Source organism: Pseudomonas khavaziana, from assembly GCF_036704165.1.
GTDB classification, from domain to species: Bacteria; Pseudomonadota; Gammaproteobacteria; order Pseudomonadales; family Pseudomonadaceae; genus Aquipseudomonas; species Aquipseudomonas khavaziana.
Genome location: NZ_CP129946.1, coordinates 1,998,480 through 2,011,239, shown reverse-complemented (window position 1 = coordinate 2,011,239; position 12,760 = coordinate 1,998,480). Strand labels below are relative to the sequence as shown.

The following is a 12,760-nucleotide window of genomic DNA, read 5'->3' as shown; positions in this document are numbered from 1 at the left end:
CTCAAAGGCTAAAGGCTGCACATGCTTGCGTATATTTGAATTAAACGAACAGTAAATTCGAAAAAACCAAATCATGACTAAACAACTGAATATCGAGCTGCTGCGCACCTTTCACGCCGTCGCGCGCTTTCGGCGCTTCAACGAAGCCGCTGAGCATGTGCACCGCAGCGCGTCCACCGTCACCACGCAGGTCCAGAAGCTGGAAGATCAGGTCGGGCAGCGTCTGTTCAGCCGCAGTAACCAGGGCGTGGAATTGACGTTGTACGGCCAGAAACTGCTGGGCGAAACCACCGAGTTTCTTAAGAGCCATGACCGCCTGCTGATTTCGCTGATGCCCCAGCGCATGCAGGGCAAGATCCGCCTGGGGGTGCCGGATACCTATGCGCCCGCCTTCATCCAGGAATTTTTACCGCGACTGATCGCTGACAACCCCCTGCTGGAACTGGAGATCGAAGCGCGCACCAGCGGTGAGTTACTGAACTTATTCATGGCCAACCAACTGGACCTGGCGATCACCGTCAGCGCGCACCCACTTGCACAAGGTGAACGCCTGGGGGCCGTGCAGCCGCTGTGGGTAGCGACCAAAGGCTTCAACTCGCCGCCGAGCGCGCCATTACCCGTCACTGTACCCATCACTGGCTGCCCCTATCGCGCCGCAGCGCTGCAGTCGTTGAGGGATTATGGGATCTACCACCGGCTACTGCTGGAAAGCCCCAACTCATCGGCGGTCGAAGCTTGTATACGCAGTGGCGTGGCGGTTGGCTTGATGGAGCAAAGCCGCATGGGCGAAGGACTGATCCACATGTCAGAACTGCCACCTCTACCCGCGCAGCATCTGTACCTGATGTGCGATACCAGCAATGCGCTGGCGCTGCATGTGCATGAGCAAATCCGCCACTTCAAGGTCTGAACTGCGCCCACAAAAAAGCCCGCTGACCGTCACCGGTTCAGCGGGCTTTTTCGTGGGTGTTGCTTACAGCGCCAGGTCAGACGCCGGCTTGCTTGGCTCAGCCGCAGGCTTGGCAGCCTCGGTAGCCTGAGGAGCAGCCAGTTGCGGGATCGCTGGCGGTGGTGTCAGTTGCAGCACTCCGGCAGTGTAGGCCCATTCCTTGGCAACCGCTTCAGGGCTGTCGTTCAGCTTGGTGCCGTAGCTTGGTACGATCTGGTGCAGTTTTTCCTGCCAGGCCGGGCTGGCTACCTTGTCCTTGAAGACCTTTTGCAGCACGGTCAGCATGATCGGAGCCGCGGTGGACGCGCCTGGCGATGCGCCCAGCAGGCCGGCAATGGAGTTGTCGGCAGAGCTGACCACTTCGGTACCGAGTTTCAGCACGCCGCCTTGCTCTTCGTCACGCTTGATGATCTGCACACGCTGGCCGGCTTGCCACAGGCGCCAGTCGGATTGCTTGGCGTTCGGGAAGTACTCTTGCAGCGCCTTGAAGCGGTCGTCATCCGACAGCATCAGTTGGCCGGCGAGGTACTCGACCAGTGGGTATTCACGAATACCGACTTTGGTCATGGGCCAGATGTTGTGAGTGGTGGTGCTGGTCAGCAGGTCCAGGTACGAGCCTTCTTTCAGGAACTTGGTCGAGAAGGTCGCGAATGGGCCAAACAGGATCACGCGCTTGCCATCCAGCACGCGGGTGTCCAGGTGCGGCACGGACATCGGTGGCGAACCTACCGAGGCTTTACCGTAGGCCTTGGCCAGGTGCTGCTCGGCAACGGTTGGGTTTTCGGTCACGAGGAACGAACCACCGACCGGGAAGCCTGCGTATTCCTTGGCTTCAGGAATGCCCGACTTCTGCAGCAGGTGCAAGGCACCGCCGCCGGCGCCGATGAACACGAACTTGGCGTCGGTTTCAGTCTTGGTGCCGTCTTTGAGGTTTTTGTAGCTCACGCGCCACGAACCGTCGTCGTTGCGGGTGATGTCCTGCACTTCGCTCGACAGTTTCAAGTCAAACTTCGGCGTGGTTTGCAGGTGAGCGACGAACTGGCGGGTGATCTCGCCGAAGTTCACGTCGGTACCGATCGGGCTCCAGGTGGCCGCGATCTTCTGCTTCGGATCACGCCCTTCCATCATCAGCGGGACCCACTTGGCGATCTGCGCCGGGTCTTCGGAGTACTGCATGCCGGCGAACAACGGGCTGGCCTTCAGGGCTTCGTAGCGCTTTTTCAGGAACTTGATGTTGTCATCGCCCCACACAAAGCTCATGTGCGGTGTGGAGTTGATGAACGAACGCGGGTTCTTCAACACGCCCTGCTGAACCTGCCAGGACCAGAACTGACGGGAGATCTGGAACGCTTCGTTGATCTCGACCGCTTTCGGGATCTCAACGTTGCCGTTCTTGTCTTCCGGGGTGTAGTTCAGCTCAGCCAAAGCAGAGTGACCGGTACCGGCGTTGTTCCAGCCGTTGGAGCTTTCTTCGGCCACGCCATCGAGGCGCTCGACCATCTCCATCGACCAATCCGGTTCCAGCTCATTGAGCCAGACACCCAGGGTCGCACTCATGATGCCGCCGCCGATCAGCAGCACATCGACTTTCTTTGCCTCTTCCGCTTGCGCGGACGTGATCCCCATCGACAAAGCCAGCCCCAGCAGGGCAGTGTTTACTTTTTTAAACATCAGTAGCACCTATGATAAAACGCCATCCGCCCTACCGCCCCCTGTCATGAGTAACCCTCGTTCACGCTACGTCAGGCAACGTACCGCGGGGTCTGCACATTCACATGAAGGCTGCAGGGTGGGCACACAAGGCCGATGGATCGACCTCACTGTTATGTCCCTTCTGCGCTGACTTCTTATCATTATTGGCTCAGCTACCTGGGCAACAGCCAACCGCTGGGACGTATACGGGTGTACGCACCAGGGAAAGCCTAGACCAAGACGGCGCGCAGAATATCACGCTAAACAGCGTTTATGCGCCGTTTGGCCAATTGACAGGCCCAAATCGCGGCTTTTAATGCACGCCTGTCAAGCCTGACAGGCGCGACCTGCGGTCACAGGCCTGGAACTCTCACGCAAATGGCGGTTCTAGACACCTTCGCCGTTGCCTGCGTAGCATCGGCGGTTGTCCTTCGTGCACACCTTCCACATAGAGTTACCCATGACTACCCAGCAAACCCCCGGGCACGTATTGCCCGCGCGCAGCGCCGCGAAAATGGAAGCGGCCATGGCCTTAGGCGCCTTCGCGATCGGCACCGGCGAATTCGCCATCATGGGCCTGATGCCCGACATCGCCCAAAACCTGGGTTTAAGCGAGCCCCAAGTCGGCCACGCCATCAGCGCCTACGCCCTCGGCGTGATGGTCGGCGCCCCACTGCTGGCCATCCTCGGCGCCAAGCTGCTGCGCAAACACATGCTGCTGTTGCTGATGGGCCTGTACGCCCTGGGCAACTTCGCCACCGCCTTCACCCCCACCTTCGGCTCACTGGTGGCCTTCCGCTTTATCAGCGGCCTGCCCCACGGCGCCTACTTCGGCATCGCCGCCGTGGTCGCCTCCAGCATGGTGCCCACCGACAAACGCGCCGGGGCCGTGGCCCGCGTGATGATGGGCCTGACCCTGGCCATGTTGCTCGGCAACCCCATCGCCACCTTCCTCGGCCAACACCTGGGCTGGCGCTCGGCGTTCGCCCTGGTCAGCGTGATCGCCCTGCTCACCATCGCCCTGGTCTGGCAATTCGTGCCCCACCGCCACGACGAACAGCGCAGCGACCCGCGCAAGGAACTGCGCGCCTTCACCAAACCCCAGGTCTGGATGGCCCTGTCCATCGGCGCGATTGGCTTTGCCGGGATGTTCTGCGTATTCAGCTACCTGGCGCCGACCATGCTGGAAGTGACCAAAGTCTCGCCACAATGGATCCCGTTTGGCCTCGCCGCATTCGGCGTCGGCGGGATTATCGGCAACATCGCCGGTGGCAAGCTGTTTGATCGCATGCAGTTCCGGGCGGTGGGCTTGATATTGGTGTGGTCGATGGCCGTGCTGCTGTTCTTCCCCTTCGCCGCCTCGTCGCTGTGGGGCGTGCTGCTGAGCATGGGGTTGGTGGGCACCATGGTCGCATTGGCGGCACCGTTGCAGATTCGCCTGATGGACATCGCCCACGAAGCCCCGAGCCTGGCGGCCGCGTCCAACCATGCGGCGTTCAACCTGGCGAATGCGCTGGGCCCGTGGTTTGGCGGCATGGCCATTACTGCCGGCCTTGGCTGGACCAGCACTGGCTACATCGGTGCTGCCACAGCGCTGGTCGGCCTGGGCCTCTACCTGATCGCCCGGAGCATGAAAGGCGGCCACTAGGCTCTCTGTAGGAGCGAGCTTGCTCGCGAAAATCGCCAACAATAACGCGGGCATCCTGATTCACCACCGCGCCCTCAAGTTTTTCGCGAGCAAGCTCGCTCCTACACGTCACCACTCACGCGGGCTGCACAACAGCCCAGCGCGACATCAATCATCACGCAACAACCCCGCCCCATACTCCCCGCCCGCTACACCAAAAATTCATCTTGGCAGCTTCGCCGGGGCTATAGTCGCCAAACGCCTGACCACTGAAAATCAAACTGTGGGAGGGGGCTTGCTCCCGATAGCAATGGGTCAATCAACACACCACTGCCTGCTTCACCACCCCCATCAATCATCATGCAACAACCCCGAACCATACTCCCCACCCACTGCCACCAAAATTCATCTTGGCAGCTTTGCCGGGGCTATAGTCGCCAAACGCCTGACCACTGAAGATCAAACTGTGGGAGGGGGCTTGCTCCCGATAGCAATGGGGCAATCAACACACCACTGACTGCCTCACCACCCCATCAATCATCATGCAACAGCCCCGAACCATACTCCCCATAACTACTACCCAGCCCACTACCGCCAAAATTCATCTTGGCGGCTTTGCCGGGGCTGTGGTCCCCAAACGCCTGACATCCACCTGAAAAGCACGGGTCACTGCTTACGGCTGGTGAAGATGAACAAGCACTCAACATCAACGTGCCGGTGATCATCACAACTTTGACGAGGTTCGAGATCATGGTTTCAGTTCCCTATGGGCTGGAGGCGCGAGGGTCCTCTCTTGCAGGGAATCGTAGACCTCAACTGCGCAGGGAATTATGAAACTTTGCTGGAGGACAGCATGAGTTCAGGTTGCCGCCTTAGGTAAGGCGGCAGGGATGGTTGTCAGGCTTTGACTGGGGCGGTTACAGGCGCAACCTGCTCCTGGGCCCGGTCAACGAGCAGCGAGCTCAATTCGATTAACTGCTGAATGCCCAGGGCGATGGCGCGCTGGGAATCGTCGAGGTCGAACGCCAAAGTGGCGGCCATTTCGTTGGCGGATGCCAGGTTTTCGGCGGCGTTGGCCAGGAGAGTTTCGGGGTCGATGGTTGGGTTGACGAGGAATAGGTTGTTGCTTGGGCGTTCGGTGGGCGCAGCATCGTCGGATGGGGGCAAGTGATGATTGATTGCGCGGTGGGCTGCGGCTTGAAGCTTGGGATCGGCGGACGATGTACCGTGATCAATAGAAGAATTTCGTGTGTTGTTGTGCATGGCGAAGCTCCAAATATTTACAGGAGTTAAAACGCCTTAGCAATGCGGACTTCCACCTCCGGCCACTGATTTGCAGCGGCTTGAGGAGGTTAGCTAGGGGCGGTCTGAGGGGCAAGCCGAGAAATGTGTAGGAAATACCCTAAAGGCGTATCAAGGACGGGATCTAAAACTCCCGGTCAGCACCATTACCAACTTCGTTACGTCTGCGAGCTGTAAGATGCTTTAAACAACGTCGTATGCGCTCCAGGATGGAGCAACGCCAACGACAGGGGGATGCCCTTGCGACGTTCCATGCCATATCCTGCCAAGCCTGAGCGAGAGATTTGTTGAACAGGCTTAGAGGCAACGAAAATTTAAAGATCGTTAAGTTATAAAACGATCGCAAAATGACAGCCTCAAAGGGTTTATCTTCAGATGCGGCAGACCCGATGACCATCCAAACCCAATCTCCCGCCCCGCTTCTGCAACCAGGCGAAACAGCAGTACTTTTTGACGGCACCTGCAAGCTCTGCAACGGCTGGGCGCGGTTCATTATCCACTATGACCATGCTCATCGAATTCAGCTTGCTGCGGTTCAATCGCCGGAAGGCCAAGCGCTATTACAGTGGGCGGGGCTACCGCAGGACAAATTCAACACCATTGTTCTCATCTCGAATGACAAGGTGTCCGTGCGTTCCGAGGCAATGTTCGAAATCTTGGCACGCCTGAATGCCCCGTGGCGCTGGCTAACGGCTGCCCGCGTCGTCCCAGCGACCATGCGAGATTGGATGTACGACAAAATCGCTATAAATCGTTATAGGTTATTCGGGAAGTACGATTCCACCCGTCTTCCGGAGGCGGATTACGAAGGGCGGTTTTTGAAGGCGCGGAGATAAAGAGCACGGATTTATTTATACCATTGCAGAGACAAAGCTAATCAGCAGGCAGCAAAAAACCGCCTCGGATACCGGGATAAGACCACGACACCCGGCTATGAGTTGGCAGTGGAAAAGTAAACGATTCACTCCCAGACACACCTCGCGACGGCCTGCTGCTTCAACCCGACGCTTCACGGTGTAAGATGCCCCACAACCGTCCACCATCGAGGCCGCCATGACTGGGATATCCCTAAACCTGCCGGAAGACCTATCCAACTCTCTTGCCGACCTGGCCGAAACCAACGGCCAAACAGCGAGCTACCTGGCAATGGACGTTCTTCGAGACTACATCGAGCACGAAAAAACGCTAACCGCTCAGATCGAGCTGGCGGTAAAAGACGCCGACGAAGGCAAATTCGCCACCGATGACCAAGTGGCGGCCATGCGCGCTAGGCGTTGGAGCAGGAATGCGGGTTGAGTGGCTTGAAAAAGCACTCAAAAATCTGGAAGACGAAGCGAACTACATCGCTCTCGAAAATCCAAAAGCCGCTGACGATTTCTCGGATGCCATTTTCGCCAGTGTCGACAGGCTGGCTCAGTTTCCTTCCATGGGGCGCGAAGGTCGGGTGAAACATACCCGCGAATGGGCGGTTCCCAACTGGTCTTATCTGATCCCGTATAGAGTGCGGGGCGATCGACTGCAGATCCTTGGTGTATTCCACACAAGGCAGCGTCCTCGCTCGAAGTGGTAATGCGCGCAAAACTTGCCTCTCCGGCATCCAAGATCCGTTCCTGATAAACTGCGCGCCATTCGCCTCGCTGACTCAGATCCCCCATGTCCCTAGAAACAGCTCCTCTCTCCCGCCGCTTCTCCGTCGCCCCCATGATGGACTGGACCGACCGCCACTGCCGGTTCTTCCTGCGCCTGCTCTCCAAACACGCCCTGCTCTACACCGAGATGGTGACTACCGGCGCGATCCTCCACGGCGACCACGAGCTCTTCCTGCGCCACAACGAAGCCGAGCACCCGCTGGCGCTGCAATTGGGTGGCAGTGTCCCCGCCGATCTGGCCGCCTGTGCCCGTATGGCCGAGGCCGCCGGTTACGACGAAGTGAACCTGAACGTCGGCTGCCCCAGCGACCGGGTGCAGAACAACATGATCGGCGCGATCCTGATGGCGCACCCTGCCCTGGTGGCGGATTGTGTGAAGGCTATGCGCGATGCGGTGTCGATTCCGGTGACGGTAAAGCACCGTATCGGCATCAATGGCCGGGACAGTTATGCCGAGCTGTGTGATTTCGTCGGGACGGTGAAGGATGCCGGTTGCACCAGTTTTACCGTGCATGCGCGGATTGCCATTCTGGAGGGGTTGTCGCCCAAGGAGAACCGGGACATTCCGCCGTTGCGTTATGACGTGGCGGCGCAGTTGAAGCGGGATTTTCCGGAGTTGGAGATTAATCTCAACGGTGGGATCAAGACGTTGGAGCAGTGCCAGGAGCATTTGCAGACGTTTGACGGGGTGATGCTGGGGCGTGAGGCTTATCACAATCCGTATCTGTTGGCGGAGGTGGATCAGCGGTTGTTTGGCAGTGAGGCGCCGGTGATTAGCCGGGCTGAGGCGTTGGCGCAGTTGCGGCCTTATATTGCTGAGCATTTGGCCAGTGGTGGGACGATGCATCACATTACTCGGCATGTGTTGGGGTTGGGTACTGGGTTTCCGGGGGCGCGCAGGTTCAGGCAGTTGTTGTCGGTGGATATTCATAAGGCGGCGGATCCGTTGGCGTTGCTGGATCAGGCTGGGGAGTTGTTGGAAGGGCGGTGACTGGATAGCTGCTGGGCTTTTGTAGGAGCGAGCTCGCGAGAAACCCATAGGCACCGCGTTTATTCAGGAAGCACGCGTTATCGTTGACGTTTTTCGCGAGCAAGCTCGCTCCTACAGTATTGGGTCAGGCCCAGTGGCGATGACCGTGTCATCGGGCAGTTGGATTGAACCTGCCAGCGGTTTTGCCCTCCTATTGAGCACCACTGCCGGTTATTCAAACGGCCGTTTCCAGGTTATTGCCCTCGCAAACGACCTAACGCATTTGCGCCCTTGAGCGCCTGCCAGCGCTCGGGTAATGTCATCAGACCCACAGGACAGAGCACGCCCATGACTTCCAAGCTGGAACAACTCAAGCAATTCACCACCGTCGTAGCCGATACCGGCGATTTTTCTACCCTCGCCAAGCTCAAGCCGCAAGACGCGACCACCAACCCTTCCCTGCTGCTCAAGGCGGCATCGATTCCAGGCTATGCCAAGTTGCTGGATGAGTGTGTACAGGACTGCAACGGCGATGTGGGCCTGGCCAGTGACCGCTTTGCGGTGGCGGTGGGTCAAGAGATTCTTAAAGTAGTGCCGGGCCGTATTTCCACCGAGGTGGACGCCCGTTTGTCGTTCGACGAAGCCGCCATTCTCAAGCGTGCGCACCGTCTGATCGACCTGTACGACAAAGCCGGGGTTGGCCGTGATCGCGTGCTGATCAAAATCGCCTCCACCTGGGAAGGTATCCGCGCCGCCGAGAAGCTGGAAAAAGAAGGCATCCAGACCAACCTGACGCTGCTGTTCTCCTTCGCCCAGGCCGTGGCCTGCGCCGAAGCCGGTGTATTCCTGATTTCGCCGTTCGTGGGCCGTATCTACGATTGGTACAAGAAGGCCAACGGCAACGACTACACCGGTTCCGATGACCCAGGCGTGCAGTCGGTGACGCGCATCTACAATTACTACAAGGCCAATGGCTACAAGACTGTGGTGATGGGTGCGAGCTTCCGTAACCTGAGCCAGATTGAAGAACTGGCCGGGTGTGACCGCCTGACCATCAGCCCCGACCTGCTGGAGAAGCTGGCGGCGGATGAGGGCAAGCTGGAGCGTAAGTTGTCGCCAGGCCATGCCGGTGAGGCACGGGTGCATATGACTGAAGCGCAGTTCCGTTGGGAGTCTAACGAGGATGCGATGGCGACCGAGAAGCTGGCCGAGGGCATTCGCCAGTTTGCTCGGGATCAGGAGAAGCTGGAGGCGTTGTTGTCGGCCAAGCTGTAAAGGCAGATAGCAGCAAAAAGGGCGGCACCTGTGAGGGTGCCGCCCTTTTTTATGCTGCCAATTTCAAGCCAGTCACAGATCAAATGTGGGAGGGGGCTTGCTCCCGATTGCGGACTGTCAGCTGAATATGTGCCGACTGTCACACCGCTATCGGGAGCAAGCCCCCTCCCACATTGGAATGTGTTTCGACAGGGAAGCCGTCAGTGGCGCTCCAGGGCATTGACCAGGTCGTGGAAGGCTTCGCGGTTGGACTCGTTGAGGCCCATGAGGATCTTGTGCGCTTCGAGCACCTTGACCCTTACGATCTCTTCGGACTGGTCTTGCGACGGCAGGTCGGTGAGGCATTCCGGGCAGGGGATCGGGCGGTCGACGATGTTGAACACCTGGTCAAACCCCATGGATTGCAACAGACGGGTGATGTCTTCGTGGGTGGTGACCACGGTCGGCAACAGGCCGACCTTCTGCCGCGACAGAATGGACAACTTGGCCAACAGGCCCAGGGTGGTGCTATCGATGCTGCGCGTTTCGGTCAGGTCAATCACGATCGCCGAGAAGTTCAGCGCTGTGAAGATCCGCTCGATCGTCGCATCCAGGGCCGAACACAAGGTCAGGCGCACTTCACCGACAAACTTCAGGACGAAGGTCCCGTCTTGCTCGGCGAATTGGATTCTTCCGGTACTCATCAAAGATTCCTGCTCAACACCAATAGGGCGATATCATCCGGCATCTCCCCTAGCGTGGCCAATCCAAAAACCTGCCGCAGGCCATCCAGGCTGCCGCCCGCCGACTTGACCTTTTGGGGCAAGGCGGCTTCTTTCTCTTTGAGTGTAGGCTCTGGCAAAAGGTCCAGGATGCCGTCGGACATCAGCGTCAGGCTGAAGGTCGGCGGCAGTTCCAGGATGTGGTCTTCGTAGGTGGCTTCATTGAACAAGCCTACGGGCAGGCCACGCCCTTCCAGGTAGCGCACACTGTCAGGAGTGTACAAAACAGGCATCGGCAGGTGACCGCCAATGCTGTAGGTCAAAAGACCGGTTTCTTCATCGATCACGCCGCCGACCATCGTCACGTGCTTGCCCAGCTTGCAGCTGATCAGGCCCCGGTTGATGTGGCCCAGCACCTCGGAGGGGGTGAACTCCGGCAAGGTGCCATTGCGCTTGGACTCGAACAACAGCCGTGTGGTCATGAACTTCAACAACACGGTCACAAAGGCAGAAGAGGCGCCATGGCCGGAAACGTCGGCCAGGTAGAACGCCACGCGTCGCTCATCGACGCGGAAGTAGTCGACAAAATCACCCGACAGGTACAACGACGGGATGATCTGGTGGGCAAACTTGAACTCGTCGATGCTCCAGGGGCTCACCGGCAGCATGTTCATCTGTACCTGGCGACCGGCGTTCTGGTCTTCCTGGAGCAGGTTCAGGCTGGCTTCGAGCTCGCGGTTGGCGGTCTCGAGCTTTTCGCGGTAGCGCTGGTTTTCCAGGAGCAGGCGGGCACGGTCCAGGGCGCGGCGCACCGAGTGCTCCAGCACGGCCAGGTCTTCCAGGGGCTTGATCAGGTAATCGGCAGCGCCCAGGCGCAGGGCTTCCACGGCATCGTTCATGACCCCGGCACCGGACACGACAATCACCGGCGTCTGCGGGGCAAGCTCGGTCACCTGGCGAATCAGCTCCAGGCCGCCCATCTGGGGCATGCGCAGGTCGCAGATCACAAGGTCGGGCTTGTCGCGCTCGAATACCTGGAGACCCTGTTGGCCATTACTGGCCTGCAGGACGCTGAAGCCACTGTCTTCCAAATAGGCCGCGAGGCTCGCGCGCACTACTTCGTCGTCATCGATTATCAGCAGCGTGGCACTGGTTTTTTGCATGTGGGCAAACGGCGCCAGAATTAGGTTGGCGTAGGCGGCTCGGCAATGGCCGGGCTCGCGTACTGGATTCGCTTTCTAGCCTCTCTGTCCTACAAAGCATTGGGATTTCGCCCATGCACAACGGTAAAGCAGAGGTGCCCTTCTAAGGCGCAGACGGTACTCCCATCCGTGAGGGGTTTCAAGCTCATGCCGATGGTCGCCGGGCGTCTTTACACCGCAAATCACCGGGAGTTATAAGAACTGCCACAACCCCAACGTAAAGTAAGGATGAATGCTGTGAGCGAACACGAGCGCGACTACGCCGAAAAACGCGATTTCATCCGCATGCGGGTGGATGCCAATGTGTCCCTGATCCACGCCGGGCAGGAGATTGAAGGTGTATGCCTGGACCTTTCCAGCTCCGGCATGCAGGTGCAGGCGCCGCGCCAGTTTAACGTGGGCGACCTACTGACCGTGCGCATCGATTCAGAGCACGCAGCACTCAAGGGCCTGGAGGCAGACACTGAAGTCGTGTGGACCAAGGCTGCGGGCGATGAACAGCACTTGGGTCTCAGGATCTTGAAGATGCGCTGAAAAGCGCGCACAAAAAAGGCGACCGTTCGAAGGTCGCCTTTTTCATTTCAAAACGTCACGGCCTAGAAGTCGTCAACGACCTTGCCATCCTTGACCTTGAACTCACGGTTCTGCAGGTAGGCGTTACGAATGAAGGTGTACTTGTCGCCGCTGATCAGCTTCTCGCTGTCGAGTAGGCTGGCGCGCACGTCGACGACGTTCAGGCCGAAGGTGCTGTTACGCCAGCCGATGTCGTTCATGTAGCGGTAGGGTTGGGTGTAGCTGTCGACGTATTTGGACGGCGCATCACGCAAGGTGCTTGGGCCGAGCAACGGGATCATCACATAGGGACCGCTGCCGACACCCCAGTAGCCGAGGGTCTGGCCGAAGTCTTCATCGCTGCGATGCAGCCCCATTTTGGTGCCTACATCGATAAAGCCCAGCACGCCAAACGTGGTGTTGACCAGCAGGCGAGCCGTGTCGACGCCAGCATTGTAGGGCTTGAGTTGCAGCACGTTGTTGGCCAGGTTGCCGACATCGCCGATGTTGCGGAAGAAGTTGTGAACGCCGTCCTGCACGAATTGCGGGGTGACGAACTGATAGCCCTGGGCGATTGGCTTGAGGGCGTAGGTATCAACGGTGTCGTTGAAGGTGAAGATCGGGCGGTTGACGCTTTCCCATGGGTCATCTTCCGATGCGGCATGTACGGCGAAAGGTGCCAACAGCACGGTGGCACACACCGACAGCTGAGCGAAGTAGTGGCTCCAGCGCATAGCTTTTGCTCCTTGAATGGTCTGTCATGGGCGCTATGCCCTGAATAAGGCCGTCAGTATATGACGGAAGTGTGTGTTTAGGCAGCTACAAGGATCCTGTCTTACGA

Annotated in this window: 14 protein-coding genes; 8 read left to right on the top strand and 6 right to left on the bottom strand. The window is 58.6% G+C overall.

Annotated features, from left to right (window positions below; genetic code table 11):
- The first annotated feature begins 73 nt into the window (after positions 1-73).
- The gene (locus QYQ93_RS08935) at positions 74-910 is read left to right on the top strand and encodes a LysR family transcriptional regulator (protein ID WP_338476745.1); all 837 of its coding nucleotides are present in this window, start codon (positions 74-76) and stop codon (positions 908-910) included.
- Between the two features lie 63 nt (positions 911-973).
- Here the strand turns inward: QYQ93_RS08935 and mqo are convergent, their stop codons facing one another.
- Positions 974-2,620, bottom strand: coding sequence for a malate dehydrogenase (quinone) (mqo, locus tag QYQ93_RS08930; protein WP_338476744.1), 1,647 nt, complete (start codon positions 2,618-2,620; stop codon positions 974-976).
- 481 nt (positions 2,621-3,101) lie between these two features.
- On the opposite strand from mqo, the gene QYQ93_RS08925 reads away from it, so the two are divergent.
- Complete coding sequence (locus QYQ93_RS08925) at positions 3,102-4,289, top strand: MFS transporter (protein WP_338476743.1); 1,188 nt, start codon at positions 3,102-3,104, stop codon at positions 4,287-4,289.
- A gap of 512 nt (positions 4,290-4,801) precedes the next feature.
- On the opposite strand, the gene QYQ93_RS08920 is transcribed toward QYQ93_RS08925, so the two are convergent.
- Positions 4,802-5,020, bottom strand: a complete 219-nt coding sequence (locus tag QYQ93_RS08920) for a hypothetical protein (protein ID WP_338476742.1) — start codon at positions 5,018-5,020, stop codon at positions 4,802-4,804.
- A gap of 145 nt (positions 5,021-5,165) precedes the next feature.
- Positions 5,166-5,531 carry a DUF6124 family protein gene (locus QYQ93_RS08915; protein WP_338476741.1) on the bottom strand — a complete coding sequence of 122 codons (366 nt, stop codon included), beginning with the start codon at positions 5,529-5,531 and terminating at the stop codon, positions 5,166-5,168.
- Positions 5,532-5,959: 428 nt separating this feature from the next.
- Between QYQ93_RS08915 and QYQ93_RS08910 the strand changes: the two genes are divergently transcribed.
- The 5 genes from QYQ93_RS08910 to tal all read left to right on the top strand — a co-directional run bounded on the left by QYQ93_RS08910 (position 5,960) and on the right by tal (position 9,464).
- Entirely contained in the window at positions 5,960-6,406 is a 447-nt protein-coding gene (locus QYQ93_RS08910; protein ID WP_043047513.1) for a thiol-disulfide oxidoreductase DCC family protein, read from the top strand.
- Positions 6,407-6,623: 217 nt separating this feature from the next.
- Positions 6,624-6,866 (top strand): CopG family transcriptional regulator, encoded by a 243-nt coding sequence (locus QYQ93_RS08905; protein WP_338476740.1) that lies wholly within the window; start codon positions 6,624-6,626, stop codon positions 6,864-6,866.
- Positions 6,856-7,140, top strand: coding sequence for a type II toxin-antitoxin system RelE/ParE family toxin (locus QYQ93_RS08900; protein WP_043047475.1), 285 nt, complete (start codon positions 6,856-6,858; stop codon positions 7,138-7,140). Before QYQ93_RS08905 ends, QYQ93_RS08900 begins: the two co-directional genes overlap by 11 nt.
- An 83-nt stretch (positions 7,141-7,223) precedes the next feature.
- Entirely contained in the window at positions 7,224-8,210 is a 987-nt protein-coding gene (dusA, locus tag QYQ93_RS08895; protein WP_338476739.1) for a tRNA dihydrouridine(20/20a) synthase DusA, read from the top strand.
- Positions 8,211-8,537: 327 nt separating this feature from the next.
- Entirely contained in the window at positions 8,538-9,464 is a 927-nt protein-coding gene (tal, locus tag QYQ93_RS08890; protein ID WP_043047477.1) for a transaldolase, read from the top strand.
- 200 nt (positions 9,465-9,664) lie between these two features.
- Here the strand turns inward: tal and rssC are convergent, their stop codons facing one another.
- Positions 9,665-10,147, bottom strand: a complete 483-nt coding sequence (gene rssC / locus QYQ93_RS08885) for an anti-sigma factor antagonist RssC (protein WP_010212025.1) — start codon at positions 10,145-10,147, stop codon at positions 9,665-9,667.
- On the bottom strand, positions 10,147-11,328 hold the full coding sequence (rssB, locus tag QYQ93_RS08880) for a two-component system response regulator RssB (protein ID WP_005786210.1): 1,182 nt from the start codon (positions 11,326-11,328) through the stop codon (positions 10,147-10,149). Before rssB ends, rssC begins: the two co-directional genes overlap by 1 nt.
- 276 nt (positions 11,329-11,604) lie before the next feature.
- Between rssB and QYQ93_RS08875 the strand changes: the two genes are divergently transcribed.
- A complete protein-coding gene (locus tag QYQ93_RS08875; RefSeq protein ID WP_043047478.1) occupies positions 11,605-11,901 on the top strand; it encodes a PilZ domain-containing protein in 297 nt (98 codons plus the stop codon).
- Positions 11,902-11,963: 62 nt separating this feature from the next.
- Here QYQ93_RS08875 and QYQ93_RS08870 read toward each other — a convergent pair whose 3' ends face one another.
- On the bottom strand, positions 11,964-12,653 hold the full coding sequence (locus tag QYQ93_RS08870; protein WP_338476738.1) for a VacJ family lipoprotein: 690 nt from the start codon (positions 12,651-12,653) through the stop codon (positions 11,964-11,966).
- Positions 12,654-12,760 lie beyond the last annotated feature (107 nt).